Consider the following 26558-nt stretch of genomic DNA (forward strand, 5'->3'; position numbering starts at 1 on the left):
TGGTGAGCGGACGACGGCGGCCATCGGACTTTCCGAGGCCCCGACCCGGGTGCGTGGTGGGGGCTGCCAGGTGCGCCGTCGTCAGCCGCCGTCGTTGCGGCAAGAACTCCGGGAGGGTTGGCGGCTCGGCCGTAAGAACTCCGGGAGGGTTGGCGGCTCGGCCGTAAGAACTCCGGGAGGGTTGCTAGCCCACCACCGTGCCGAAGACGAGGCCGAGCACGTAGGTGACTGCCGCCGCGCCCAGGCCGATTCCCAGCTGCCGCAGGCCGCGGGTCACCGGTGAGGTGCCAGACAGGAGCCCCACCACGCCGCCGGTACCCAACAGGGCCAGGCCCACCAGTCCGCCGGCAACCAGCAATGCGGGCAGGCCGGTCATGCCGAAGAGGAACGGCAGGATAGGAATGATGGCACCCGAGGCGAAGAAGCAGAAGCTGGACAGCGCTGCTCCCCATGCGGTGCCTACGGTTTCGTGCTGGTCTTCCTCGGCTGCTTCCTCCGGGTGGAGTGACAGGCTGGGATCGCAGTCGCAGGAGAGCAGCCCCAATCGCTCTGAGACTCGGTGCTGGGCAGCTTCTTGGGTCATGCCCCGGGCAAGGTACACCAGGAGCAGTTCGTTATGCTCCAGGTCGAGTTTTGGTGCTGCCGCCAGGGTGACCTGGGTGGGGCGGGTGGCGTCCAGGAGTTCACGCTGGGAGCGGACGGAGATGAATTCGCCGGCACCCATGGACATGGCGCCTGCCAGCAGGCCGGCAATGCCGCTGAGCAGCACCACGCTGCTGGCTACGCCTGACGCGGCCATGCCCATCACCAGCGAGAGGTTGCTGACCAGGCCATCGTTGGCGCCGAACACGGCTGCCCGGAACGTGCCGGCGAGACGGTTGCGGCCGCGCGTTGCCAGACCGCGGACCACCTCTTCGTGGATTTGTTCGTCAGCGGCCATCGCCTCAGTGGCGTTCGGGTCCTTGATGTAGGGGGAGCGGCTCTCGGCCCGCTGGGCGAGGGCCAGTACGAAGACGGAGCCAAAATGCCGCGCCAGGAAGTTCAGGAACTGGCTGCGGAGCGACGCCGATCGTGGCTTGCCGGCATGCTCGCCCAGGAGCGCCAGCCAGTGTGCCTCGTGCCGGCCTTCGGCCTCGGCTAAGGCGAGCAGGATCTCGCGTTCTTCACCGTCGCGGTTCTCAGCCAGGTCGCGGTAGACGGCGGCTTCGGCCCGCTCATCGGCAAGGTATTGCCGCCAACGCTTGATCTCAGCGGCTGACGGCGGTGCTGCCGCGGCCGCTGCGGGCGATCCCGGCGAGGTGGCGGAAGGATTGGGTTGAACGTGCGGTGACACAGGAACTCCTGGGTGGATGGGGCGAGGGTTTCGGCTCCATTGCCACGTCAGTTTACTGCGAATTTCCGCGGTTTTTCGGCTGGCAATCCTCCCTTCGAAGTTTCGGCGCACCTCACTTTTCGCTGCCCGGAAGCCGTCAAAGGTGCTGCCGGTATGAGTGCCTTTCGGCCACCGCCTGACCGACAAAAACGACGGCGGCACCCCGGTTCGCGAATCCGCGAAGGAGGTGCCGCCGTCGTCCGTTCCGGCAGTGCCGGACCTACTGCGGTGGTGAAGGCCGCGCTGGTGCTGCAGCAGCCGGAGCAGTGCCGGTGCGGTTGACCTAGGAGTTGGCTGCCGCGTCGGCGGTGGCGTCCAGGCTGTCCTGGCCGGCCACGCGGCGCTGCCAGTTCCGCATCACGTGCGGGTCGGTGGGCTTGGTCAGGAGTGAGACCACAATGAAGACTGCTGCGGATGCGAGCAGGCCATAATAGATCGGTTCGTTGGCGTAGACGCCGTCCAGCGGCGCCTTGGCGTTGATTTCGAGCACGATCATGGTCCCCAGGGTGACCACTGTGCCCACCCCCATCGAGGCCGCTGCGGCAATTCCGGAACCACGCCTCCAGACCAGTCCACCCAGGATGGCAACGAGGAGGCCGCCCACCAGGATGTCGTAGGCGATGGTGAGGGCTGCCACCACGTCCTTGGTGATGATGGCGATGACAATGGCAATGACCCCCAGGCTGAGCACCCAGATTCGGTTGGCCTTGACGTCATGCTCCGGGTTCTCCGAGTCGTCGGTGTTGATGGTCTTGCCGAACCAGCTGGCCACGAAGGGCAGGACGTCGGCGCGGGCAACGGTAGCTGCTGCGATCAGGGCGCCCGAAGCGGTGGACATCATGGCGGCCACTGCCGCGGCGAGGACCAAGCCGCCAATGCCGACGGGCAGCAGGTTTTGGGCCACCTCGGCGTAGACGTCATCCTTTGCAGCGATCTCGATGTTGCTCAATGCCACGCTGGCTGCCATGCCGATCAGGGCACCGGCCACGCCATACAGGATGCAGTAGATACCGGCGGTGGCGCCGCCCCACCGGGCCACGGTGGGGTTCTTGGCGGTGAAGACGCGCTGCCAGATGTCCTGGCCGATCAGGAGGCCCAGGGTGTAGACCACGAAGTAGGTGATGATGGTCTGCACGCCGATGCCGTCGATCTGGAAGAAGCTGGCGTCGACGCGGCTGCGGATGCCATCCAGGCCGCCGGCAGCGTTCAGGGTAAACGGCAGCATCAGGAAGAAAATGCCGATGGTTTTGATGACGAACTGGACCTGGTCTGCCAGCGTGATGGACCACATGCCGCCAATGGTGGAATAGATCAGAACGATCGCACCGCCAATGGCGATGGCCAAGGCGCGGTCCCAGCCGAACAGGACCACGAAGATGGTGGCGTAGGCGCCGGTGGACGTTGCACAGAGCATCAAGGTGTAGGCGAGCATGACAATGCCTGAAGCTTGCGTTGCCTTGCTCCCGTACCGCAGGGTCAGCATCTGCGAGACAGTGTAGATCTTCAACTTCTGAATGGTGGGAGCGAACAGCAGGCTCAGGAGCAGTACGCCGGCGCCAATGGCCACCACCAACCACATGCCGGAAATGCCGAACTTGTAGCCGAGGCCCACGCCGCCCACTGTCGAGGCGCCACCGAGGACCACCGCAGCCATGGTGCCGGTGTACAGGAACGGACCCAGGCGACGGCCGGCCACCAGGAAGTCGCTGTTGTTCTTGGTGCGGGATTTGCCCCACCAGCCGAAGGCCAGCATGGCGATGAGGTACACCACCACAATGGCGATGTTGACGAATGATGCGTCCATGTTGGCTCCTCAGAGCAGAGTATGGGCGGCTCGCGGAGGGAGAATCCGGCGGCCGCGTCTGTCGATGCGGATGAGAGCAAAGTCTCAAATATTGCCCTATAGGCAACAAGTGTTGTCAAAAGGTTAGGCTGTGATGCCCGTAACAGTCAAGGCTGGTTGGCCGCAATGGGGCGCGGTCGCCACGGACACGTCACACTCGATGCTGACTACTAGTATTGCTGCAGAGCGGGGCCGGGTGGCCGGTGATGAAAGGTTTCGTAGATGAAAGCACTGCCAGTTGAGCCGAGCAACGTGCCCGTGGCGATCGGTTCGCGCATTCGGGCGGCCAGGCAGTCGCAACGGTTGACCATCGAACAGGTAGCCGACGCCACCGGCCTGACCAAGGGATTCCTGAGCCGGGTGGAGCGCGACCTTACCTCTCCTTCCGTGGCCTCACTGGTGACGCTTTGCCAGGTGCTGTCCATTTCCATCGGCGAACTCTTTGCCGCGCCGGAGACGCACCTGACCAAGCGCAATGACGGCCCGCGCATTTCCCTGGGTGGGCAGGGGATCGTGGAGCGGCTCCTGACGGCCCGGTCGGAGCGGCGGCTGCAGATCATCCAGGCCGTCATCGAGCCGCGCGGCCGTGGCGAGTCCGAACTCTATGCAGTGGATTGCGACGTCGATGTGCTGCACGTCCTCAGTGGCAGCATCCGCCTCATCCTCACCAATGAGGAGTATGACCTGGACGAGGGGGACACCGTCACCTTCCCCGGCCGGGAGCCGCACACCTGGGTGAACCTCACGGATGAACCGGTAGAAGTGCTCTGGGTCCTGGTCCCGGCGGCAAGCCGCTGAGCTGCGCCGGGATTACGTCGCCGGCAAAGTAATGCGGTCCTGATTAAGCCTAAGGGTAGGCTACCCTTAGGTTGTGAATCCCGAGCCAAGCACCACGATCCCTCAGGCAGCCGCCACGTTGGCACTGGTCAGCCTGGTCATCGTGCTGACCGACCCCTTCAACGCCACTAAGGCACTGACGTGGTTGGCGGGTTCCACCTATGGCAGGACCTTTGTGGATGTTCTGCCGCTAGCCATCGGCCTGCTGCTGATCGCCCCCATGCTGGCGTTCCGGCACCGCGAACTGGATATCCTCAGCCTCGACGACGACACCCCACGCCTCCTCGGCGTTCCGCTCGCCCGGGCGCGGCTGACGTTCCTGGTGGTCAGCGTGATTCTTACGGCGCTGTCCATCGCCGCCGTGGGTGCGGTGGGCTTCGTGGGGCTGATCGCTCCGCATGCAGCCCGTGCACTGGTGGGGCGCCGGCATTCCCGGGTGCTGCCCACAGCCCTGCTGCTGGGTGCCATCTTGGTCGGTGCCGCAGACGTCCTGGGCCGGACCGTGATTGCTCCTGCCCAGCTGGGTGCCGGGTTGTTGACGGCCGTGCTGGGTACCCCATACTTCATCTGGCTTTTGTGGCGCTCAAGGGTGCAGCGGCCCGGATAGGCTCCGATTCTTGTAAACAGCTGATGCCCATAAGGAAACTTGTCTGTATGATGGCAATCACATCAGTCCCGTTTTGCAGAGGAGAGCCGTCCATGGAAGAGCTGCGCATCGAAGCCAATGGCAACCTTGGTCCCATCGATTCATCCCGAATTCCCCGCTACGCAGGCGCCGCCACCTATGCCCGCCTGCCACGGCTGGACCAAGTGGCCAAGGCCGACGTCACGGTGGTGGGCGTGCCCTTCGACTCCGGCGTTTCCTACCGGCCGGGCGCGCGGTTTGGCGCCAATCACGTGCGTGAGGCCAGCCGCCTATTGCGCCCGTACAACCCGGCGTGGGACGTCAGCCCGTTTGAGAACATCCAGGTGGCGGATGCTGGCGACATGGCCGTTAACCCTTTCAATATCAACGACGCCATCGAGACCATCCAGCACAACGCGCTCGATCTCACCGCTTCGGGCAGCAAACTCCTAACCCTGGGCGGGGACCACACCATCGCCCTGCCGCTGCTCCGCGCTGCTGCCGAACGCGCCGGTGGGCCCATTGCCATGCTGCACTTCGACGCGCATTTGGACACCTGGGACACCTACTTCGGCGCTGAATACACGCACGGCACCCCCTTCCGCCGGGCTGTGGAGGAAGGGATCCTGGATACCGAGGCGATCAGCCATATTGGTACCCGCGGCCCGCTCTATGGCAAAAAAGACCTGGACGACGATCACCGCTTCGGCTTCGGCATTGTCACTTCCGCAGACGTCTACTACCAGGGCGTGCTGGAGACCGTGGCAAAGGTCCGCGACCGGATCGGCAACCGTCCGCTCTACATCTCCGTGGACATCGACGTACTGGATCCCGCGCACGCTCCCGGCACCGGCACCCCCGAAGCCGGCGGCATCACCAGCCGCGAACTCCTTGAGATCATCCGCGGCTTCCGCGGCATGAACCTGGTGGGGGCCGACGTCGTGGAGGTGGCGCCCGCCTACGACCATGCCGAAATCACCGGTGTGGCCGCCAGCCATGTAGCCTTCGAATTGGTGACGCTCATGGCGGACAACGCCGTCCCGGGCGACCGGTTCGGCGCTGCTTCCGGGTACGCGCCGCAGGCCTTGGGCCAGACCAGCCACCAGCCCGCAGGCTTCGCTGCGGCAGAGAAGGAGTAGGCAATGTCCGACGCCGATCCCCGCCTGATTCCCGAAGCCGGCACGCACGTGGTTCCCGACGCCAGCCCCCGCAACGGTGGCGACCTGGTGGTGGAGACCCTCGAAGCCCTCGGCGCCAAGACGGTCTTCGGGATCCCGGGCCAGCACGCCTTGGGCCTCTTCGACGCCATGGGCCGCGGCAACCTGCACTTCGTCTCCTCACGGGTGGAAAACAACTCGGCCTTCGCCGCCGACGGATATTCCCGGGCCACCGGCGAAGTGGGTGTGCTGTTCCTGTCCACCGGTCCCGGAGCGCTGACTTCCTTGGCTGGGCTGCAGGAGGCCTATGCCACCGGCGTACCCATGGTGGTGGTGGCGAGCCAGATTCCCCTCGATGGGTTGGGCGCCCGGCGCAAGGGCATGCTGCACCAGCTCGATGACCAGAAGGCGTCTGCCGCGAACGTCACCAAGAGCCAACGCCTGATCCAGCACGCATCTGGCATCCCGTCGGCCATCCAGGACGCCTGGACCGAGGCCATCTCCTCCCCGCAAGGTCCGGTCTGGCTCGAGATTCCGCAGAACGTGCTGCTGGACCCCATCATGGTGCCGCCGGTGGAAGATGCCCTTGCCGAGGCCGCGGACAACCCGCCCCGGGTGGAGCTCATCCGCGAAGCCGTGAAATGGCTCGAGTCGGCTAAGCGGCCGGCCATCATCGCCGGTGGCGGCACCAGGCGCGGCCGGGCCGAGGCTAGTTTGCTCTCCCTCGCCGAGAAACTCCGCGCCCCCGTCATCTGCACCCCGGGTGGCAATGGCGCGTTCCCCTGGAATCACGAGTTGTCCCTGCAGTCCTGGATTGAGGACCGCTACATGACGGACGTCCTTGAGGACGCCGATGTCTTGGTGGTCATCGGTTCGTCCCTGGGCGAAGTCACCTCCAACTACTTCACCTTCGAACCGCGCGGCCGGATCATCCAGATCGACGCAGAGCCCCGGGTCCTCGAATCCAACCGGCCCGGGCTGGGAATCCGTGCCGACGCTGGCCAGGCGTTGGCGGCGCTGGATACTGCCATCACTGGCACTGGCACTGGCACTGGCACTGGCCCGTCCTGGCATGGCGCCGCTCCGGAGGATGTAGTCAAGGAGGCTTTGGCCAAGGTCACCGCCCGCGTGGAGGGCCAAGACCTCGCGAAGGAGTTGGCCTTCATGGCAGACATTCGCGAAGCGGTCCCCGCGAGCATGCAGACCTTCTGGGACATGACCATCTCCGCCTACTGGGGCTGGAGCTGCTGGGATTCCCGCGGCGGCCAGTTCCACTCGGCGCAGGGCGCCGGTGGCCTGGGCTACGGTTTTCCGGCCGCAATCGGTGGTGCTGTGGGCCTCGAGACGACAGGTCAGCCGAGTCGGGTGCTGGCAGTGTCCGGTGACGGCTCGGCGATGTACTCCATCGCTGAATTGGCCACTGCCAAGCAGCACAATGTGCCGGTCACGTGGTTGATCGTCGACGACGGCGGTTACGGGATCTTGCGCGAATACATGGTGGGTGCGTTTGGCCAGGCCACGGCCACCGAGCTTGCCCGGCCAGACTTCGTCAAGCTCGCCGAATCCTTCGGCGTGCCTGCCCGCCGGGTTTCCCCGGGCGACGTGGGGGAGGCGCTGTCGGCGTCCTTCGCCGCCGACGGGCCCAACGTCGTCGTGGTGGAAACACTGCTGAAGATGTTTGGTCCCACGCACCTGGCCGACTGAACGCGATTTCGGGCCTGCGCGGCAGCCCTTTCGTTTCCGCATCGGACCCTCGCCACATGGCGGGGGTCCGATGCGTTTAAGCCCGCTCACTAGGCCACGGGAACCGCCCAGCCTCGCGTGTTTCGCACCACGTCACTTTGATAGTTTCCCAAAGCAACCAATAATCGGTATAGTTGCTTGAGGCAAACAATTGAGGAGTGGGGCAGGCATGGCGGTAGCACCGGATACAGCAGCGAACCTGGTGTACCAGATCTTCGACCTTCAGCGCGCCGTACGCTGCATTTCAGCTGCCAATATTCGCGGCCAGGAAGCCGGCGTCGCGGTGCAGGGCGTTCTGCGATTTGTGGGGGAGGGCGAGTCGCGGGCTACCCGACTCGCTGAACGATTGGGCGTCAGCGCCCCGGTCCTCAGCCGGCACATTGCAGAGCTCGAAGAGCTGGGATATGTCGGCCGGAGGCCGGATCCCGACGACGGCCGCGCCCAACTGGTCGCCCTGACACCACGTGGCCAAGACTTCCTCCGACGCATGGAGGACCAACGCGCCGGAGTGCTTCAGGAACTCCTCAGCGAGTGGAGCGAAGCGGATGCCGACGCAACGGCCGCCACCCTGCGCAAGCTCACCGCTTCCTTGAAGCATTCGGCCGGCAAACCGGCCAGCACAGCACCCACCACTTTTTAGGAGCAGATTCATGGCAAGCCAAACGGCCGCCCCCAGGCATTCCACCGGAGAGCCGCCCTTGCGGGACAAGAACGTTCCCGCCGCAGCAACCGAGATGTCCCACCGGCAGATCATGGAAGCCCTGACCGGACTCCTTGCCGCGTTCTTCACCGCAATCCTCAGCAGCACCATTGTGGCCAACGCGCTACCCACCATCATGTCCGACCTGCACGGCACCCAGACGGACTTCGCCTGGGTCATCACTGCCGCGCTGCTGGCCAACGCCGCCACCACGCCCATCTGGGGCAAACTGGCCGACCTTTACAACAAAAAAGTCCTGGTCCAACTCAGCATCATCATCTTCGTGGCCGGTTCCGTCATGGCCGGGCTATCCCAAACCATCCCGCTGCTCTTGGGCGCCCGCGTCATCCAAGGTATCGCCATGGGTGGCCTCACCGCGCTGGCCCAGGCCATCATCGGCACCATGATCCCGCCGCGCAACCGCGGTAAGTACTCCGGCTACATGGGTGCCGTGATGGCAGTCGGCACCGCCGGCGGTCCGCTCCTGGGTGGATTTATCGTGGATAGCCCGTTGGGCTGGCGCTGGACCTTCTTCGTCTGTGTGCCGCTCGCCGTCGTCGCCCTGATCCTGCTGCAGGTCACTCTGAAGATCAGCCATATCCGCCGGCCGGCCAAGATCGACTGGCTCGGCTCCATTCTCCTGACCTCAGGCGTGAGCCTGCTCCTCATCTGGGTTTCCTTTGCCGGCAAGGCCGACTACTACGACTGGGTTTCATGGCAGTCAGCACTCATGGTGGGCGGCGGCGTCCTGCTCCTGGCACTGCTGGTCTTCGTTGAATCCAAGGTGGAGCAGCCCATCATCCCGCTGAAGATCATCTCCGAGCGCACCACCGCGCTGGCCATTGTGGCCTCCGTGGCCGTGGGCGTGGCCATGTTTGGTTCCTCCACCTTCCTGGGCCAGTACTTCCAGGTGGCCCGTGGCGCCACCCCCACCGAAGCTGGCCTGCTGACCTTGCCCATGATTGCCGGCAACCTCATCGGTTCCGTAGCATCAGGCCTCCTCATCAGCCGGTTCGGTAAGTGGAAGGGCTTCCTGATTGCTGGAACGGTGCTCCTGACGGGTGGCCTGGGGCTGGCCGGCACCATGGACCACACCACCGAACTCTGGCACGCTGGCGTGTTCACCGCGATCCTCGGCCTCGGCCTGGGCATGCTGATGCAGAACCTGGTGCTGGCAGTGCAGAACACCGTGCGGGCCTCTGACATTGGGACGGCCAGCGCCTCTGTGGCGTTCTTCCGTTCCGTAGGCGGCGCCATTGGCGTCTCAGTGCTCGGTGCTGTGCTGGCCAACCGGGTCAGTGAACTCGCCACCCAAGGCCTGGCCGCAGCAGGCATCCCGGTCACGGGCGGGGGAGCGGGCAGCAGCCTGGACCTCACCCACATGCCGGAGCCGGTCCGCGAGATCATGCGGGCAGCTTACGGTGACGCTACGGCCGAGGTCTTCCTGATTTCCGCAGTGGTCACGGTGGTGGCGTTCATCTCTGTGATGTTCATCAAGGAGAAGCCCCTGCGCCGCACCGTGGATATCCAGGCCGAACCAGCTGTGCCTGGTTCCGCTGAGGCTGCGACGGCAGGTCGCTGAACAGGCGGCATACTCCACACGGATGATCTTCCCCGGGGGCAGTTCCGCCCCGGGGAAGAGTCTCGTACAGTGAGAAGGCTTGGATTGTCGGACCTACCTGTTACTCCTTAAGCCTCCTGTTCTGCACATACATTCGAAGGATCTGTGGGCATGCTTCTCACCCTCATACGGCGCTTCTCCAAGCCGTATATGCCATACCTTGTGGCCGTTATCATCTTTCAGTTGGCCTCGACCATGGCGGCCCTCTATCTCCCCAGCCTGAACGCCCAGATCATCGATGAAGGCGTCTCCCGCGGGGACACCGACTTCATCTGGCGGACCGGCGCCGTCATGCTCGCCGTTGCCTTCGTGCAGGTAGGTACCGCCATAGCTGGCGTCTACTTCGGCTCCAAGGTGGCCATGGCGTTGGGACGCGACCTGCGCCGGGCGGTGTTCCGCAAGGTCACCAGCTTCTCGGCCAAGGACGTTGGCGTGTTCGGTGCGCCCACCCTGATCACCCGTGGCACCAACGATGTCCAGCAGGTCCAGATGCTCATGTTGATGGGCCTGAACTTCATGGTGGCAACGCCCATCATGTGCATCGGCGGCATCATCATGGCCCTGCGCGAGGACATCAACCTGTCCTGGCTGGTGTGGGTTTCGGTGCCCCTATTGACGGTGGTGGTGGGCTACCTGGTGGTCAGGCTCATGCCCCTGTTCCGCTCCATGCAGGTCAAGATCGACCGGATCAACGCCGTCCTGCGTGAGCAGATCATCGGCATCCGGGTGGTCCGCGCCTTTGTCCGCGAGCCCTACGAAACCGATCGCTTTGGGACGGCCAACAAGGAACTCACCGACGTTTCGCTAAAGATCGGCGCGTTGTTCGTCCTGATGTTCCCGGCGATCAGCATGATCCTGCACCTTTCCACGGCGGCGGTGCTGTGGTTCGGCGGGCAACGGGTGGACTCGGGGGACATGCAGGTGGGAGCCCTCACGGCCTTCCTGCAGTACCTGCTGCAGATCCTCGTGGCCGTCATGATGGGCACGTTCATGGCCATGATGATCCCGCGGGCCGCCGTCTGCGCGGACCGCATCGGTGAAGTGCTCGACGTCGAGCCCTCCATCCACGATCCAGAAGCCCCGGAGGCGCCATCGGCCCTGTCCGGTGTGGTGGAGTACCGCAATGTCACCTTCTCCTACCCCGGCGCCGAGTCTCCGGTCCTGAGTAACGTCAGCTTCACGGCCCGCCCCGGCCAGACCATCGCCATCATCGGCTCCACCGGTGCCGGCAAGACCTCATTGCTCTCACTCCTGCCCCGTCTCTATGACGCCGTGGACGGCGAAATCCTGCTCGACGGCGTCCCCGTCAACAAGCTGGACCGGTCCGAAATCACCCGGCGGGTGGCAATGGTTCCGCAGCGGCCCTACCTGTTCTCGGGATCGATCGAGCACAACCTTCGCTTCGGCAAATCGGACGCAACAGAGGAAGAGCTCTGGGACGCGCTGCGCGTGGCCCAAGGTGAATCATTTGTCCGGGATAAGAAGAACGGGCTGGACTCACGGATCGCCCAGGGTGGTACCAACGTCTCCGGCGGCCAGCGGCAACGGCTCTGCATTGCCCGAGCTCTCGTCACCAAACCCCGCGTCTACCTCTTTGACGATTCGTTCTCTGCCCTGGACGTGGCCACCGACGCGCGTTTGCGGGCGGCGCTGAAGCGCACCACCGCTGACGCAACGGTGATTATCGTGGCGCAACGAATCTCCACCATCACCGAAGCCGACCAGATCCTGGTGCTGGACAACGGCCGGATCGTTGATCGTGGAACCCACCAGGAACTCTTGGAAACCTCACCCACGTACCAGGAAATCGTTGAATCCCAACTGAGCGTGGAGGAGATGGCATGAGTCCCCGTAAGAAAGATTCCGCGGCAGCCGATCAGTCGCTCTCCGAACCGGTCATCACCGATCCCACCCAACTCGACGACGACGATTTCATTGAGGAGGATTACGTTCCTTCTGAGTCCGACGGCGACATGTTTGGTGGGGTGCCCGCCAAGAAGGCACAGCACTTCTGGCCCTCAGCGAAACGGCTGATCGGCCTGCTGAAGCCGGAAACCCTGGGCATCAACATTGTGGTGGCCCTGGTGGTGGTTGCCGTGGTGCTGAATGTGATTGCGCCCAAGATCCTGGGCCAGGCCATGGACGTCATCTTCGCCGGAGTGGTGGGCAAACAGCTGCCCGCTGGCGCCAGCAAGGATCAATTCGTTGAGGGCCTGCGCCAGCAAGGCCAAGACAACTTCGCGGACATGGTCTCGCGGATGGAGTTGGTGCCCGGATCGGGAATCAACTTTGACAAGCTGACTATGCTGATTGCCATCGTGCTCCTGATGTACTTTGTGTCCAACATTTTCCTGTGGTTGCAGGGCTACGTGCTGAACATCATCGTCATGAAGGTGATCCGGAAGCTTCGTGACGATACCGAGAAGAAGCTGAACCGGCTGCCGCTGAACTACTTCGACACCCGTCAGCGCGGCGACGTCCTCTCCCGGGTGACGAACGACGTCGACAACGTCCAGCAGGCCCTGCAGCAGGCCTTCGCGCAGCTCATCAACTCCCTGCTCACTGTGGTGGGCATCGTCATCATGATGTTCATCGTCTCCTGGCAGTTGGCGCTCATCGCCCTGATCGCGCTGCCGCTGTCAGGCGTTGCCGCAGGCATGATCGGCGTGCGCAGCCAGAAGCTGTTTGCAGCGCAGTGGAAGAACACCGGTCAGCTGAACGGGCAGATCGAGGAATCGTTCTCCGGCCACGACCTGGTCCGCGTTTTCGGCCGCGACGCCGACATGATGGCCCGGTTCGACGAACGCAACGATGCCCTGTACAAGGCCAGCTTCGGGGCCCAGTTCGTCTCCGGCATCATCTTCCCGGTCATGCAGTTCGTGTCCTACCTCAGCTACGTCGGCATCGCCGTGGTGGGTGGCCTGCGTGTTGCCTCCGGATCGATGTCGTTGGGCGACGCTACCGCCTTCATCCAGTACTCCCGCGAGTTCACCCAGCCGCTGGGCCAGATGGCGGGTATGGCCAACATGCTCCAGTCCGGTGTGGCCTCCGCCGAACGCGTCTTCGAGTTCCTGGACGCCGACGAGCAGGACTCCGAAACCGCCACCAAGCACCTGCCTGCCAAGACGGACGGGCACGTGGACTTCAAGGACGTCACCTTCAGCTACACCGAGGACAAGAAGCTCATTGAGGACTTGTCCTTTACGGCGGAACCCGGAAACACCGTAGCGATTGTTGGGCCAACGGGTGCCGGCAAGACCACCCTGGTGAATCTGGTGATGCGGTTCTACGAACTGAACTCCGGCACCATCACCCTGGATGGGGTGGACATCACCCAGCTCAGCCGCGCCGAGCTCCGGTCCAAGGTGGGGATGGTCCTCCAGGACGCGTGGCTGTTTGGCGGATCCATCTATGACAACATCCGGTACGGCAACCTTGAAGCCACGGAAGAGCAGGTCATGGCAGCCGCCAAGGCCACGTTCGTGGACCGGTTTGTCCGGGCCCTGCCTGACGGCTACGAAACCATCATCGACGAGGAAGGCAACAACGTCAGTGCCGGTGAGAAGCAGTTGATCACCATTGCGCGCGCGTTCGTGGCCAACCCCTCGTTGTTGATTCTGGACGAAGCGACCAGTTCCGTGGACACCCGCACCGAGTTGCTGGTCCAGAAGGCCATGGCAGCGTTGCGGACGGACCGGACCAGCTTCGTGATCGCCCACCGGCTCTCCACAATTCGGGATGCCGACACCATCCTGGTGATGGAAAACGGCCAGATCGTGGAGCAGGGCAACCACAAGGTGTTGCTCGCCGCCCAGGGCGCGTACTACCGGCTGTACCAGTCGCAGTTCGCGGGCTCGGACGCCGAGGACGTGCCGGTTGATGATTCGACGGCGGTGCACAGCTGAGTACCAACACCGCTGATCCCCAGCGCATCGAGGTTGCCGTGCCAATGCGCTGGGGCGACATGGACGCGTACGGCCACATCAACAATGTCCAGATCGTCAGGATCCTTGAGGAAGCCCGGATCGCTGCTTTCGGGCCGCCTCGCGGAGCCGGGCAGCCCGGCGTCGAACCCGTCGTATCTCTCTTCAACGATCTGCCGGAGGGCACCATGGCCTTGGTGGTGGATCACAAGATCCGCTACGTCCGGACGTTGGAATACCGCAACGTTCCGGCCAAGGTCCAGGTGTGGATTGGTGCGGTCAAGGGCGCCAGTTTCGACATCCACTACCGGATTAAAGATCCCGTCACCGGGGAGGACTGCGTGAAAGCGAGCAGCCACCTGGCGTTCGTGGACAACTCCACCGGGCAGGTGCGGCGGTTAACGCCGCTGCAGAAAGAACGGTTGGGGCCCTACGTCCAGTGATGCTTTGAGGGTTACACCGGCACCCGGAACGTGAACACGGTGCCCTCACCCAGGACGCTGTCCACCTCGATGGTGCCGCCGTGGGCCTCAACGATCGCCTTACTGATCGGTAGGCCCAGGCCGACCCCCGGGATGGCCGAGCGGCGGGCTGTGCTGGCCCGGAAAAACTTAGCGAAGACCTCGCTGGCGTCTTCAGGGGACATCCCCATGCCGGTGTCAGTCACGCGGCAGGCCAGGTGACCGTTGGAACGGGACAGCGTCACCTGGACCTCGCCGCCGTCGGGCGAATACTTGATGGCGTTGGAGACCAAGTTGTCCAACACCTGGGAGATTCTCGCGCCATCGACATGGGCCTCAAGTTGCGTCGGAACATCAGCCGTCAGGCTGATGCCTGCGACGGTTGCCTTAGGGAGGGCTGAGGAGACGCTGGCGCGGACCAGGTCCGCAACATCCACGGCGTTGGGAGTGACGATCAACTGGCCGTGCCGGCTTGCCAGCAGGTCTGAGACCAAGGTCAGCAGCCGCTCGGAGTTCCGCTGGATGATCTCCAACATTTCCAGCTGCGAGTCCTTCGGGTCGTCGAACTGAAGCAGTTCCACGTAACCCAGGATGGACGTCAGGGGTGTCCGGAATTCGTGCGAAACACTGGAGACAAACTCATCCTTGGCGGTCAGTGCGTTGACCAGTTCGGTCACGTCGCTGAAGGCAACCACCGAGCCGTTGAAATTGCCTCCTGCATCCTTCATGGCGCGGGCCGTGGTGACCATGGCACGCTGTTCGTTCCCTTCGCCGAGCCAGACTAAGTGGTCGGTGAACGTTTCACCCATGACCGCGCGGCGGACCGGCCGGTCTTCCACAGGCACCGGGGTCATGCGGTCAGGGCCGAAAACCAGCAGCTGGGACTCGTTGGGATCCGGATTGTTCTTGGGCGCGGCCAGGAGATGGTTGGCGCGTTGCTTGCGGTTCATCAGGATGTCGTGGCCATCCGCGTCAACGGCGAGAACGCCCAGGTGCACGGTGTCCAGGACGGTGTTGAGGAGTGCTTCCTGGCGTTGGCTGCTCTTGAGGCTGGCTTCGAGTTGTGCGTCCTTCTCTTCGAGTTCCCGCTGCTGACGCATGGCGCTGCTGGTCAGGACATTGACGGAGACTCCGATACCCAGGGAGATGACCGGCATGAGGAGTGCGCGGGTGAGGCTTTGGGCCGAGACGGCGTCCCGAACAAATAGCGGCACCCAAATGATGGCCAAAGGTGCCAGGAAGGACAATACGACGGCGGTTTTGGGGTAGAAGCTAGACGCGCAGAGCCAGATTACAGGGAAGATAGCCAACAGGCTGATGCCTGTGAGGCTGTCCTGGCTGCCTTCCCGCCCCATCGAGATCGAGATGAAATCCAACAGCGGGATGATCAAGAAACTCGTGTACGGCAGCCTGTCCCACGGCATCAAATAGCACAGCGCCATCAGCGCCACTTGAGAGAGCACGAAGACCTGGAAAAGGACGTTCTCGATAGTCCCGGGAAAATAAGCCCACACTAGGAAGACCACCAAGAGCGTGGTGATGAACAACGGCAGCTGACTCATGGCCACGCGATCGGTCAGGCGTAACTCGTGAAACGAGCGTCGGAAGAGCCGAAAATGCCCGAAGTGCCCCAGTGGCCGCGATTTGGGCTCAGTCATGGGAAGCAGACATGCGGGGCGCGAAGTGGGAGACCATACCAGCAGGATATCCGCAGCCAGCTATACTTCAGACGTGGCTGTGGAGGGGACAATATGAGTGACGCACGAGTTGGCCTCGTCATCGAGGATGATCACGACATCCGGGAACTGGTCCGCACCGTGCTGACCCAAGCCGGTTTCGACGTGACGGTAGCAAGCACCGGAGCCGAGGGTGTGCTCATCGCCAAGACACTGAGCCCCGATGTCATCACCTTGGACCTCGGTCTACCGGATATTGACGGTTTCGAAGTGTCCCGCCAGATCCGCGAGTTCTCCAACGCCTACATTGTGATGCTCACGGCCCGGACTGAAGAACTCGATACCTTGATCGGACTCGAGTCCGGCGCGGATGACTACCTCACCAAACCGTTCCGACCCCGGGAACTGCGCGCCCGCGTTGCCGCCATGATGCGGAGACCTCGAACGGCAGCAGAAGCTACGGAGACCGCAGCGCCAGCCGCATCGGCCAACGGCAACGGTAAGCACGAACGCGGCAACTTCAGCCACAATGGACTGGACCTCAGCTACTCGTCCAGGACCGTCACCGTGGACGGTGAGGAAATGAACCTCACCCGTACTGAATTTGAACTGTTGCACGCGCTGCTCGAGGCGGGCAGGACTGTCCGGACCAAATCCGATCTGGTGCGCCGACTACGCGACGAGGATTACGACGTCGGAAGTTACATCAGCGAGTCTGACGAGCGGTCCGTCGAGGTCCACATGGGCAACCTCCGCAAGAAGCTCGGTGACTCACCGCAGAGCCCGCGGTGGCTGCAGACCGTTCGCGGCGTGGGCTACCGTTTGGCGCCAGGCGGCCACTGAGCTTCCAGCCGGTGAACCGTCTGCTGGCCGCAATGGTCGATGGCGCGCAGGTACGTGGCAGCGAGTTGCGGGAGGACGACGGCGACGTCTGCCTTCCGGACCCCATTGCGGATTTCGCATTCCAGGTCGAGTGACATCTCGGCCAGCCGCTCAGCACCGACCATCTGACTGGACGTTTTCAGGCTGAGGATTGCGTCGACGGCGCCCTCCAGATCGCCGGTGGTCAGGGCCAGGCGGAGCCGATTCATCCGGTGCGGCAGGTAGCCGATGAAGTTGCCGACAAAGACCCGCGTGTAGCCGCCGTCCTCCGCAAGTTCTTCCCGCAAGCGATCCAACACCGACTGGTCGACCAAGGGCCGCGGCGTGTCGTCTGGGGTGCTCACTGCGGTCCTTCCGGGGATCAGTTTCGGTGGGGGGAACAAGGTGATTGTCCGTGGCATTCGTTCCTCTTCAGGTTAGGTGCGTCGCCGCGGCGGATCGGTCGTTTTGGCCCAAGATTGTGGTTTTCCGGAGAAGACTGCGGGTTTTTTCAGGTTGGTGGATGAGGGGCTCGCGGTGCTTCGACGTGGCAGCTGCCGAGGGCGGGATGACGGTCCAGGGCGCCCGATGGCTGCCATTCGCTGACGGTGCCGGTGGCTCATCACACTGCTCCGGACTTTTGAGAGCGACCCTCATCAGGGCCACATCTCAGTCTCGCCGGGATGACTCAAGAACCGTGTTCGGGTGGACCCAAGATTGGCTCAAGATGGCCAGGTCTGCGGCTTTTGGGCCGTGAATGTGGGTGCCGTCCCTCGGATTCTTTTACGCGGTGGAAACAGGACCGTGACCGACTCGTCGCCAGCGGTCGATAGCGTCGCAGCAGACCCATTCGGAGACGAAAGCGACGCTCACCATGACCAACGACAGTCCCAACACGCAACTACTGGAACCGGCCTCCGCGCCTGGACCAGCCGGCGTCGTACCCTTACCGCCCTCCGCCGGAGACGCTGGCAACTCGGCAGCTTTGAACGCCACCAAGGAAAGCCTGGAGGACTATACGCTGCGATTCGCTCCACGGTCGTACCGCAAATGGGGTGCGGGGGTGGTGGCTACCAGTGCCCTGGGCGGGATCGCGTACTTGGCCGACTTCTCGATCGGCGCCAACATTGGGATTGCGTACGGCACCACCAATGCAATCATCGGGATCGTGTTGGCTGCGCTGGTCATTTTCGCTACGGGATTCCCGTTGGCCTACTACGCGGCGCGGTACAACATCGACCTGGACCTGATCACCCGCGGCTCCGGCTTTGGCTACTACGGTTCGGTAGTCACCAACGTTATCTTTGCGACGTTCACCTTCATCTTCTTCGCTCTGGAGGGGTCCATCATGGCGCAGGGCCTCGAACTGGGCCTTGGGATTCCGCAGTGGCTTGGCTATGCGGCGTCGACCATTATTGTGATTCCGCTGGTGATTTATGGGATGAACGTGTTGGCGAAGCTGCAGGTGTGGACCACCCCGTTGTGGCTGCTGTTGATGGTGATTCCTGTGGGTTATCTGGTCATTTCACATCCCAGCAGCATTGACACGTTTTTCGCCTACACCGGTGAATCGGGCGACGGCGGACCGAACCTTGCGTCGGTGATGCTGGCGGCGGGCGTATGTCTCTCGCTGATGGCGCAGATTGCCGAGCAGATCGACTATCTCCGCTTCATGCCACCTAAGACTGCCGAGAACAAGGGCGCCTGGTGGCGTGCGGTGATCCTGGCCGGTCCGGGCTGGGTGATTTTCGGGGCGATCAAGCAGATCGTGGGTATGTTCATCGCCGTCTACCTGATCGCATCGCTGGATCCCGCAGCGTCCGCCACTGCCAACGAACCGGTGCACCAATTCCTTGGCGTCTACCAAGAGATGATGCCTGCCTGGCTGGCCATGACGTTAGCCGTGATCCTGGTGGTCATTTCGCAGATCAAGATCAACGTGACCAACGCCTACTCCGGCTCGCTGGCGTGGACCAACAGCTTTACTCGGGTGACCAAGACGTACCCCGGCCGCATGGTGTTCGTGATGGTCAACCTGCTGATCGCGCTGGTGCTGATGGAAGCCAACATGTTCGACTTCCTCAATACCATTCTTGGCTTTTACGCCAACTGCGCCATGGCCTGGGTAGTCACCGTGGCGTCCGATATCGCCATCAACAAGTATCTGCTGAAGATCTCGCCGAAGGTACCGGAGTTCCGCCGCGGCATGCTGTACGCGGTTAACCCGGTGGGGTTCGTCTCGATGCTAGTCTCGGCTGCCGTGTCGATTGCGGTCTTCTTTGGGGCGTTTGGGTCAGCGATCCAGCCGTACTCGCCGATCTTCGCCGTAGGTCTTGCCTTGGTGCTGCCGCCCGTGTTGGCTGTGGCCACCCGCGGGCGCTACTACCTGCGCCGCACCGACGACGGGATCGACCTGCCCATGTTCGACGCCGACGGGAATCCCAGCGACGCCAAGCTGCTGTGCCACGTCACCGGTATCGAGTTTGAACGGCCGGACATGGTCCGGTCCGCCCAAGACGCGCCCGATGGCAGCCCGCAGTACATCTCCTCGCTGGCACTCTCGACGGACAAGACGGGGAAGTTGGTGCTCCCGGCGCAGAAATAGTGGGGCGCTCGCCGCGTATTGCCCGTGGTAATCGATGACGGGCTCAAGTTAGCTCGGGAGGCGGGCGGCCAGCAGGCCGCCCGCCTCCCGTTGCCAGGTGAGGCTATTCTCAGCGGCAGCCAATTCGCGCAGATTTTGTACGGATGCGAATGGCGGGCGCCCCGATCTGTCCGGCTCAATGCGAGCTGAGCGTGAATGAAGCCGCGGGCGATCACGTAACCTGTGGATAACTTCTGCGGCTCAATGTGATGTGCGTTACCCTTAGTGCACCGTCCGGGGGGATGAGACCTTTCACGATTCGGGGTACTGGCTTCCATGAGTTCACGTAGTAGGTTCCGCTCTCGGCACGAGCGCGCTGCAACGCTAGCCTTGGTCGTCTCTGCAGCTTTTCTGTTTGCGGGATGTGAATCTGGCGCCGATCCCGGTGCCAGTCCGTCGCCGACCGCTTCTGCAACGTCTTCTCCCATCACCACCACCAGTTCCAGCGCTACGCCGACGATTTCCGCCGCCTACAAACCTGCGGACGCATCCGGCCCGGCCCAGAACGTCCCTGTTCCGGTGCTGCCCGACGTTGCGAAGACCGAGACCAAAGAGGGGCTAGAGGCGTTCACTAGGTATTGGTTCGAGCTCTTGAGCTACGGGTACGAGACAGGAGAGACTACTCAATTGGCGGCCGTGACGAGCGCGGGGTGCACTATGTGTGAGCAAGCCAAGCAAGTGCAGACTGGGTGGCATGAATCTGGTCGCTGGCTGGTGGGAGGGAAAATATCAACGCCTGCAGTTAGCACGAACTTCAGGCTAGTGAACGGCCAATACCAAGTCGCGGCCCAAGTTTCACAGGAGGGGATCAGCTACTACAACGCCGATGGATCCTTGGATACTTCGGAGCCAAAGGCCCCAGATTCCGGGAACCTTGTACTGGCGCGCTTTCAAGACGGAGCGTGGTTCGTCGACTCAGTCGATCCGATCGTGGGATGAAAAATCTCAAGCGACTGCTCTTTTCTGGTGGCGTAGTCCTTCTATTGATGCTTGTTCTCAGCCTGGTTCGAGCATCGGGAGACAGCGGAGCAGGTAGTTCTCCGCCCAAGGGTCACTGGGGCGCGGCAGGAGCCGAGGTTGTCGGGTGGGTACTCAATCCGGACACTGGCCAGTTCGTGTCGGCGGAGACCAGTGGTGCCATCGCTTCTGCGGATCCGAATGAGTATAAGTACGAGTTGCAGTGTCACCTCGGTGGTGGTGATTTTGATACCCGGTGTCTGGGATATCAATTGAAGTGTGAGGATCGGCCGGGTGGTGTGGTGGGTATTCCGGTGGTGTGGTTGTCGCGTCCGCGGGGTGTTCCGGGTGCTGTGTGGTCAAATTTCTCGGGTCCTACATGCCTCTATGATGCGAAGCCAGCGGATGTGCTGCCCTTGATTGCGGCGGGAATCCAGCGGGAGTTTGAGAGCTTGCCCGTAAGCGCCGGTGCTGTTGTGGCTCAGCCGAGTCCGAACACTTTGCGTGGTGCTGCGACGAATTTCTACGCGGAGGCGGGGGTGCAGGAGTTTGACGTAGTGATGTTCGGGCAGCAGGTGCATGTGGTCGCGACGCCGGTTTTGTACACGTGGAATTATGGTGATGGCTCGGTGTTTGGGCCGCAGGCTTCAATGGGTGGCCCGCTTCCTCAGGCACGGTGGGGTGAAGAGACTAGGACGAGTCATGTGTTTGGTGCGACGGGGGATTTCCAGGTGGTGATGACGACGTCATTCTCGGGGACGTACTCGGTGAATTCGGGCCCTCCGCTGCCGATTCCTGGCCAGGGGAGATTTAGTGCTCCGCCGCAGACGATCAGTGTGTGGCGGTCGTTGACCAGGAACTATGCCGACGATTGTCTGGCGAATCCGCAAGGCCAGGGCTGCCCGGGGGCGGCGCCTCAACGCTGACCGCAGTCCCGGAAGCAGCCGGGGAGTCGCTGTGATTCCTGCCATTCCCGGAATACCGTCACGCGTTTGTTCGTTGCCACAAGCAGAACCTCCCCTGGTCTTCGAAAGGAACTGCGCATGCTGTTTTCCCCACTCACCCTTGGCGAAATGGAACTTTCCAACCGTCTCGTCATGGCGCCGCTGACCCGTGTTCGCTCGGGCAAGGAGGGCGTTCCTGGCGCCCTCGTCGCAGAGTACTACCGGCAGCGCGCTTCACTGGGGCTGATCGTGAGCGAAGGCATTTGGCCTGCTGCGGCGGGTCGGTCATATCCAGGTCAGCCTGGCCTCGTCACTGACGAGCAGATTGCCGGGTGGAAAGTCGTGACGGACGCGGTCCACGCGGAAGGCGGCCGGATGTTCGCCCAGATTATGCATGGTGGTCGGGTCTCGCACGAGTCAATCACAGGTGGCCTGGAATTGGTAGCGCCAAGTGCCGTGGCCATCGACGGTGATGTCCGCACGCCCGCAGGGCCGCTGCCGTATCCAGTACCGCATGCGCTGACCACTGACGAACTCCAGGTCGTGATTCAGGAATTCGTCGCCGCCGCACTGAATGCCATCGAAGCTGGCTTCGACGGCGTAGAACTGCACTCGGCCAACGGATACTTGCTGCACGAGTTCCTTGCTCCCAACTCCAACGTCCGCACGGACAGCTACGGCGGGTCTCCAGAGAACAGGGCGCGGTTCGTCATTGAGACGGTCAACGCCGTAGTAGCTGCCGTGGGTGCCAACCGGGTTGGTATCCGTATCTCGCCTGCCAACAGTGCTCAAGGCACGCTTGAAAGTGATCCAGCCGATGTGCGGGCAACCTACGAAGTCCTCCTCAATAGCATCGCTCCGCTCAATCTTGCGTACCTGAGCGTCCTCCACCAAGATCCGGCAGGAGAGTTGGTGCAGGGCCTGCGGAGCCGATTCAAGGGAACATTCCTGGTGAACTCCGGTTTCGGCGAGGTCACGTCACAGGAGGAGGCGGTCCGTTTGATCGCGGACGGCTACGCGGACGCCGTGGTGGTGGGCAGGCCGGCCATTGCAAATCCCGATTTGGCCAGGCGGTGGCGGGAAGGCCTGCCCCTGAATGAGCCCAACCCGGCAACGTTCTACACGGATGGCGCCGAAGGCTACACAGATTACCCGGCCTACTCGGCCTAGAACCCTCCGCACGGCGACGGCGGCACCCAGGCTGGGTGCCGCCGTCGTGCGCTCCCGGTGTGCTGGCGCCGGCAACCGGTTCTAAGGCCATCCGACGACCTTGAAACCCCTGTTTCGAAGAACCGCCAGGACCCCTCAGTAGTGGCGGTGATGTAAGGCTACTACCCAGGAGCAGGTTAATCCAGCGATTTTATAAATGATGCTGGACTACTACATAACCGCCTCGCGACCGGTGCCCTCCGACATGACCAAGCGGTCACCGTCAATGGAAACGAGGACACTTTTGGGCCGCCCACTGACCTTGGTGATTGCCTTCAGCCCGCGGTTGGTGACTTCCACGCCGACCTGGGCGCCCTTGGCCGGCAGCTCGATGGATACCTCTGCCGCAATACCCAGAATCGGGTTGGTGGAAACGCCCAAATCCCGATGCACTTCTTTCCCGTTCACCATCACGGTGACGTTGGCCTCCTCGAACCCATCCTTGAAGACGATGAGCAGTTCGCGCATGGTGGCCTCTTCCTCGAGCAGTGACTGCCGGTGACGGCATCTCCCCACTACAGCACTTCGCGGCCGGGAGCGGAATACCCCGCAGTGCCGGCGGCGTCGCGCCGGCCAGGTGCGGTGGAGTGCGCGGACGAGGTAAGGCAAGATGTTCAGGGTGAATCAACAGCCGCGCCCGTCAACTGCCTCCCAGCCCAACGCGACCTCGCCGGATGCCGCTATCCATGGCCAGATCGCCGCCGAGCTGAACGTGAAGACCTGGCAGGTTGCTGCCGCGGTAGCACTCCTCGACGGCGGCGCAACGGTGCCGTTCGTCGCCCGGTACCGCAAGGAAGCGACCGGCACCCTGGACGACACCCAGCTCCGGGAGCTCGACGAAAGGCTCCGCTACCTGCGGGAGCTGGCAGACCGCCGTCGGACGATTCTTGACGCGGTCGAGGCCCAAGGCCAGCTGACTCCCGAGTTGACCCACGCAATTGCGGCGGCGGACACCAAGTCCCGGCTCGAAGACATTTACCTACCCTTCAAGTCCAAACGGCGCACCAAGGCGCAAATTGCGCGCGAAGCGGGGCTGGAACCACTGGCGGACCGGCTCCTGGCCCGTCCTGACCTGAATCCAGAGCGTGAGGCCACGCGGTTCCTGAGCGCTGAGCACGCCATTGATGACGCCGCGGCCGCCTTGGCGGGTGCTAGGGCAATCCTGGTGGAGCGGGTTGCTCAAGACCCGGACCTGGCGGCGACGCTGCGGGAGCGGTTGTGGACGCAGGGGCGGATGGTGTCGCGCGTGCGTAAGGGTAAGGAAGCTGACGGCCAGAAGTTTGCCGACTACTTCGAGTTTGCCCAGGCGCCGTCTGGTATGCCTTCGCACCGGGTTCTCGCGTTGTTGCGTGGCGAAAAGGATGGCGTCCTCGATCTGGATCTCGCCGAAGCGGATCCCACGGACGACGACGGCCTCGCCGCCGCGCGCGCACGCTACGAGTCAGCGGTGGCCAGGTTCCTCGGGGTCGCCGATCGGGGCCGGCCAGCCGATGCCTGGCTCCTCCAGACCGCCCAAATCGCGTGGAAGTCAAGAGTCCTTGCGCGGCTGACAGCTGACCTTCGAAGCCGCATGTTTGCTGCCGCCGAGGACGAAGCGGTGAGGGTATTTGCTGCCAATCTCCGCGACGTGCTGCTGGCTGCGCCTGCCGGAAACCGTGCAACCCTGGGCCTGGACCCGGGCCTCCGCACCGGCGTCAAGGTGGCAGTGGTGGACGGGACAGGCAAGGTTGTTGCCACCGACACCGTGTATCCGCATGCACCCGCGCGGAAGTGGGATGCGGCGATCACGGCCTTGACCAAGCTTGCCCGCGAGCACGCCGTCGAACTCATCGCCATCGGCAACGGAACCGCCTCGCGCGAAACCGACAAACTAGCAGCCGAGCTGATCAAGCAGTTGCCGTCTGTGGAACGAAAGACGCAAAAATTGGTGGTATCGGAGGCTGGGGCATCGGTTTACTCAGCATCGGCGCTGGCCGCAGCGGAATTACCCGGCATGGACGTCTCGCTGCGCGGCGCTGTCTCCATTGCCCGCCGCCTGCAGGACCCGTTGGCGGAACTAGTCAAAATCGACCCCAAATCAATTGGCGTGGGCCAATACCAGCACGATGTCACGGCTTCGAAGTTGGACCGCAGCCTGGATGCCGTAGTGGAGGACTGCGTCAACGCGGTGGGGGTGGACGTCAATACCGCGTCACCAGCTCTGCTGAGCAGAGTCGCCGGAGTTGGTCCGCTGCTGAGTGAGAACATCGTGGCCTATCGAAATGAGTTCGGCCCCTTCGCCAAGCGTTCCGACCTGAAGAAAGTGCCCCGGCTTGGCGCTAAAGCGTTTGAGCAATGCGCCGGATTCCTGCGGATCGTTGGCGGCAAGGAACCCTTGGATGCCTCCAGCGTGCACCCGGAAGCGTACTCGGTTGCCCGTCGCATGGTGGCCGCAGCGGGAACTGGCCCCGCCTCTGCCTTGGATCCGAGCTCGTATGTAGATGAGACTTTTGGCCTCCCCACGGTCCAAGACATTCTGGCCGAAATCGACAAGCCCGGCCGTGACCCTCGTCCTGCCTTCGCGGCGGCAACCTTTTCCGAAGGTGTTGAGAAGATCTCGGACCTCAAGCCCGGAATGATTCTTGAAGGAACCGTGACCAATGTGGCCGCTTTCGGTGCGTTCGTGGACGTTGGCGTGCATCAGGATGGATTGGTGCACGTGTCCGCCCTTGCCAACAGGTTCGTCGCCGATCCACGCGAGGTGGTCAAATCCGGACAGGTGGTCCGGGTCAAAGTTTTGGAGGCGGATCCGGACCGCAAGCGGATATCGCTCACCCTGAGGCTCGACGACGAACCTACTGCCGGCGGTCAGCGGCAGGGCCGCGCTGCTGGTTCGGCCCCCTCCGACAAAAGTCGCGCTGTCCCGGCGGGCGCCGATCGTGGGCGAGGTGGCCAGAACCGTGGCGACCGTCAGCGTAGCTTGGCCAAGGAGGGTGCCCAGAATGCTGGGAACGCTCCTGTCGGAAATCCGACCGGCCAACCCCGGGCTGGTTCAAAACCTCCCCCGGCCAGCCCCGCGAATACTGCCATGGCGGAAGCCCTTCGCGAAGCTGGACTGGCCAAGTAACACCGACCCGGTATAGGCCTTTCGCAAAGCCGGACTGGGCAACTAAATCCACCCATGGCGGAAGACAACGGGACCTTCGAGCTTAGGCCTGCGGCTCCTTGCCGGGCTGAAGGGTGATCCGCCGCGGCCGCCCGAACTGGGTCCGCACGCCGGGGGAGTAAAGCACCGATTCGGGTGGTCCAGTCACGGTGAGGCCGGCCGCGGAGACTAAACCGTCACTGAGTGAACCGGCGGTGGCGTGATACAAGGGCCAGGGAGCATGGGTGTTCGGAACGTAGATGGGCCGCCCCAAGAAGGTGCTATGCATACCGAATCGAGCGGTGAGGTGAATGGATAGCGGGTCGTCGGCAAGCTCCTCCCGGCGCGGGATGACGTCGAACGAGCTGGACGCGCTGCCTGCGCCGAACCGTCGCACGGTGTAGCCCGTTGTTCCGGTTTTATCGTCACCGCCCCTGAACCCGATCCTTGACCAGACATAGGGCACCCCCGCTGATCTGGCAGCCACAACCACGGCCAGCCGGTCGGCGTCGAGGCTGAGGAAGACAACGCCCCGGGTGCCGTCCGGCTCGCGGGAGTAGAGCCGCACATTCACTTCGTTGAAGCTTCCGAAATAGGGAATCCCGGGACCGCGGCCGATTCCCGCATTTCGCATTCTGAAGCCGATCAGGCCTAGCCATGCGCTCCCATCGAACATGTCCGGCTGCACCCCAACCGGCATATGCCGTGCAGCCTCCGCCTCAGTTATGCGCCAGTGCAGGAAGACAGCCTCTTCCCACCTTTGGTCCATGATGACGGGACGGGGCAACGGAGGAGGGACAGGCCACCCAGGCTCAGGATTTGGATTCATACTCACGCGTGGTCCGGAACGTGTTTGTGCCG

At 63.1% G+C, this 26558-nt stretch carries 21 protein-coding genes; 15 read left to right on the forward strand and 6 right to left on the reverse strand.

The window, feature by feature from the left end; translation table 11 throughout:
- Nucleotides 1–184: 184 nt before the first annotated feature.
- Nucleotides 185–1333, reverse strand: coding sequence for a VIT1/CCC1 transporter family protein (locus PSET11_RS06200; protein ID WP_124091235.1), 1149 nt, complete (start codon nt 1331–1333; stop codon nt 185–187).
- Between the two features lie 322 nt (nt 1334–1655).
- Nucleotides 1656–3176: a sodium:solute symporter family protein gene (locus tag PSET11_RS06205; RefSeq protein ID WP_124091236.1), complete on the reverse strand. Its 1521-nt coding sequence runs from the start codon at nt 3174–3176 to the stop codon at nt 1656–1658.
- Nucleotides 3177–3437: 261 nt separating this feature from the next.
- Between PSET11_RS06205 and PSET11_RS06210 the strand changes: the two genes are divergently transcribed.
- The 9 genes from PSET11_RS06210 (at nt 3438) to PSET11_RS06250 (ending at nt 14264) form a co-directional block, all read left to right on the forward strand.
- The gene (locus PSET11_RS06210) at nt 3438–4013 is read left to right on the forward strand and encodes a helix-turn-helix domain-containing protein (RefSeq protein ID WP_124091237.1); all 576 of its coding nucleotides are present in this window, start codon (nt 3438–3440) and stop codon (nt 4011–4013) included.
- Nucleotides 4014–4086: 73 nt separating this feature from the next.
- The gene (locus PSET11_RS06215) at nt 4087–4659 is read left to right on the forward strand and encodes an iron chelate uptake ABC transporter family permease subunit (RefSeq protein ID WP_124091238.1); all 573 of its coding nucleotides are present in this window, start codon (nt 4087–4089) and stop codon (nt 4657–4659) included.
- A 92-nt stretch (nt 4660–4751) separates the two neighbouring features.
- Nucleotides 4752–5816: an agmatinase gene (speB, locus tag PSET11_RS06220; protein ID WP_124091239.1), complete on the forward strand. Its 1065-nt coding sequence runs from the start codon at nt 4752–4754 to the stop codon at nt 5814–5816.
- A 3-nt stretch (nt 5817–5819) separates the two neighbouring features.
- A complete protein-coding gene (locus tag PSET11_RS06225; RefSeq protein WP_238989054.1) occupies nt 5820–7538 on the forward strand; it encodes a thiamine pyrophosphate-binding protein in 1719 nt (572 codons plus the stop codon).
- Nucleotides 7539–7746: 208 nt separating this feature from the next.
- On the forward strand, nt 7747–8217 hold the full coding sequence (locus PSET11_RS06230; protein ID WP_124091240.1) for a MarR family winged helix-turn-helix transcriptional regulator: 471 nt from the start codon (nt 7747–7749) through the stop codon (nt 8215–8217).
- Nucleotides 8218–8227: 10 nt separating this feature from the next.
- Nucleotides 8228–9859: an MFS transporter gene (locus PSET11_RS06235; protein ID WP_124091241.1), complete on the forward strand. Its 1632-nt coding sequence runs from the start codon at nt 8228–8230 to the stop codon at nt 9857–9859.
- Between the two features lie 150 nt (nt 9860–10009).
- On the forward strand, nt 10010–11743 hold the full coding sequence (locus tag PSET11_RS06240) for an ABC transporter ATP-binding protein (protein WP_124091242.1): 1734 nt from the start codon (nt 10010–10012) through the stop codon (nt 11741–11743).
- Entirely contained in the window at nt 11740–13803 is a 2064-nt protein-coding gene (locus tag PSET11_RS06245; RefSeq protein WP_124091243.1) for an ABC transporter ATP-binding protein, read from the forward strand. The genes PSET11_RS06240 and PSET11_RS06245 overlap by 4 nt, the downstream gene beginning before the upstream one ends.
- A 44-nt stretch (nt 13804–13847) precedes the next feature.
- Nucleotides 13848–14264, forward strand: coding sequence for an acyl-CoA thioesterase (locus PSET11_RS06250; protein WP_124091309.1), 417 nt, complete (start codon nt 13848–13850; stop codon nt 14262–14264).
- An 11-nt stretch (nt 14265–14275) separates the two neighbouring features.
- On the opposite strand, the gene PSET11_RS06255 is transcribed toward PSET11_RS06250, so the two are convergent.
- The gene (locus PSET11_RS06255) at nt 14276–15940 is read right to left on the reverse strand and encodes an ATP-binding protein (protein WP_124091244.1); all 1665 of its coding nucleotides are present in this window, start codon (nt 15938–15940) and stop codon (nt 14276–14278) included.
- A 93-nt stretch (nt 15941–16033) separates the two neighbouring features.
- Between PSET11_RS06255 and PSET11_RS06260 the strand changes: the two genes are divergently transcribed.
- Nucleotides 16034–16801, forward strand: coding sequence for a response regulator transcription factor (locus PSET11_RS06260; RefSeq protein WP_124091245.1), 768 nt, complete (start codon nt 16034–16036; stop codon nt 16799–16801).
- On the opposite strand, the gene PSET11_RS06265 is transcribed toward PSET11_RS06260, so the two are convergent.
- Nucleotides 16774–17184 carry an Hpt domain-containing protein gene (locus tag PSET11_RS06265; protein WP_124091246.1) on the reverse strand — a complete coding sequence of 137 codons (411 nt, stop codon included), beginning with the start codon at nt 17182–17184 and terminating at the stop codon, nt 16774–16776. The two genes, PSET11_RS06260 and PSET11_RS06265, sit on opposite strands and share 28 nt — an antisense overlap.
- A 509-nt stretch (nt 17185–17693) precedes the next feature.
- Here PSET11_RS06265 and PSET11_RS06270 point away from each other — a divergent pair.
- The 4 genes from PSET11_RS06270 (at nt 17694) to PSET11_RS06280 (ending at nt 22534) form a co-directional block, all read left to right on the forward strand.
- On the forward strand, nt 17694–19424 hold the full coding sequence (locus tag PSET11_RS06270; RefSeq protein WP_124091247.1) for a purine-cytosine permease family protein: 1731 nt from the start codon (nt 17694–17696) through the stop codon (nt 19422–19424).
- Nucleotides 19425–19739: 315 nt separating this feature from the next.
- On the forward strand, nt 19740–20402 hold the full coding sequence (locus PSET11_RS17160) for a DUF6318 family protein (RefSeq protein WP_377947408.1): 663 nt from the start codon (nt 19740–19742) through the stop codon (nt 20400–20402).
- Nucleotides 20399–21346 carry a hypothetical protein gene (locus PSET11_RS16865; protein WP_238989055.1) on the forward strand — a complete coding sequence of 316 codons (948 nt, stop codon included), beginning with the start codon at nt 20399–20401 and terminating at the stop codon, nt 21344–21346. The genes PSET11_RS17160 and PSET11_RS16865 overlap by 4 nt, the downstream gene beginning before the upstream one ends.
- 117 nt (nt 21347–21463) lie before the next feature.
- Nucleotides 21464–22534, forward strand: a complete 1071-nt coding sequence (locus PSET11_RS06280) for an alkene reductase (protein WP_124091248.1) — start codon at nt 21464–21466, stop codon at nt 22532–22534.
- Between the two features lie 210 nt (nt 22535–22744).
- On the opposite strand, the gene PSET11_RS06285 is transcribed toward PSET11_RS06280, so the two are convergent.
- Nucleotides 22745–23062 (reverse strand): hypothetical protein, encoded by a 318-nt coding sequence (locus PSET11_RS06285; RefSeq protein ID WP_124091311.1) that lies wholly within the window; start codon nt 23060–23062, stop codon nt 22745–22747.
- A 121-nt stretch (nt 23063–23183) separates the two neighbouring features.
- Here PSET11_RS06285 and PSET11_RS06290 point away from each other — a divergent pair, with 121 nt between their 5' ends.
- Nucleotides 23184–25679, forward strand: coding sequence for a Tex family protein (locus PSET11_RS06290; protein ID WP_124091249.1), 2496 nt, complete (start codon nt 23184–23186; stop codon nt 25677–25679).
- Between the two features lie 82 nt (nt 25680–25761).
- Here the strand turns inward: PSET11_RS06290 and PSET11_RS06295 are convergent, their stop codons facing one another.
- Entirely contained in the window at nt 25762–26466 is a 705-nt protein-coding gene (locus PSET11_RS06295) for a YqjF family protein (RefSeq protein ID WP_124091250.1), read from the reverse strand.
- Between the last annotated feature and the right edge of the window lie 92 nt (nt 26467–26558).

Origin of the sequence: Arthrobacter ulcerisalmonis (assembly GCF_900609065.1) — a bacterium.
Taxonomy (GTDB): Bacteria; Actinomycetota; Actinomycetes; order Actinomycetales; family Micrococcaceae; genus Arthrobacter; species Arthrobacter ulcerisalmonis.

Excerpts from the sequence above, each read along its gene's own strand:
- PSET11_RS06240 (WP_124091242.1), top strand. The coding sequence starts at position 10,010 with ATGCTTCTCACCCTCATACGGCGCTTCTCCAAGCCGTATATGCCATAC.
- PSET11_RS16865 (WP_238989055.1), top strand. The coding sequence starts at position 20,399 with ATGAAAAATCTCAAGCGACTGCTCTTTTCTGGTGGCGTAGTCCTTCTA.
- PSET11_RS06245 (WP_124091243.1), top strand. The coding sequence starts at position 11,740 with ATGAGTCCCCGTAAGAAAGATTCCGCGGCAGCCGATCAGTCGCTCTCC.
- speB (WP_124091239.1), top strand. The coding sequence starts at position 4,752 with ATGGAAGAGCTGCGCATCGAAGCCAATGGCAACCTTGGTCCCATCGAT.
- PSET11_RS06205 (WP_124091236.1), bottom strand. The coding sequence starts at position 3,176 with ATGGACGCATCATTCGTCAACATCGCCATTGTGGTGGTGTACCTCATC.
- PSET11_RS06280 (WP_124091248.1), top strand. The coding sequence starts at position 21,464 with ATGCTGTTTTCCCCACTCACCCTTGGCGAAATGGAACTTTCCAACCGT.
- PSET11_RS06225 (WP_238989054.1), top strand. The coding sequence starts at position 5,820 with ATGTCCGACGCCGATCCCCGCCTGATTCCCGAAGCCGGCACGCACGTG.
- PSET11_RS06255 (WP_124091244.1), bottom strand. The coding sequence starts at position 15,940 with ATGACTGAGCCCAAATCGCGGCCACTGGGGCACTTCGGGCATTTTCGG.
- PSET11_RS06235 (WP_124091241.1), top strand. The coding sequence starts at position 8,228 with ATGGCAAGCCAAACGGCCGCCCCCAGGCATTCCACCGGAGAGCCGCCC.
- PSET11_RS17160 (WP_377947408.1), top strand. The coding sequence starts at position 19,740 with ATGAGTTCACGTAGTAGGTTCCGCTCTCGGCACGAGCGCGCTGCAACG.
- PSET11_RS06260 (WP_124091245.1), top strand. The coding sequence starts at position 16,034 with ATGAGTGACGCACGAGTTGGCCTCGTCATCGAGGATGATCACGACATC.
- PSET11_RS06295 (WP_124091250.1), bottom strand. The coding sequence starts at position 26,466 with ATGGACCAAAGGTGGGAAGAGGCTGTCTTCCTGCACTGGCGCATAACT.
- PSET11_RS06270 (WP_124091247.1), top strand. The coding sequence starts at position 17,694 with ATGACCAACGACAGTCCCAACACGCAACTACTGGAACCGGCCTCCGCG.
- PSET11_RS06230 (WP_124091240.1), top strand. The coding sequence starts at position 7,747 with ATGGCGGTAGCACCGGATACAGCAGCGAACCTGGTGTACCAGATCTTC.
- PSET11_RS06250 (WP_124091309.1), top strand. The coding sequence starts at position 13,848 with ATGCGCTGGGGCGACATGGACGCGTACGGCCACATCAACAATGTCCAG.
- PSET11_RS06210 (WP_124091237.1), top strand. The coding sequence starts at position 3,438 with ATGAAAGCACTGCCAGTTGAGCCGAGCAACGTGCCCGTGGCGATCGGT.
- PSET11_RS06290 (WP_124091249.1), top strand. The coding sequence starts at position 23,184 with ATGTTCAGGGTGAATCAACAGCCGCGCCCGTCAACTGCCTCCCAGCCC.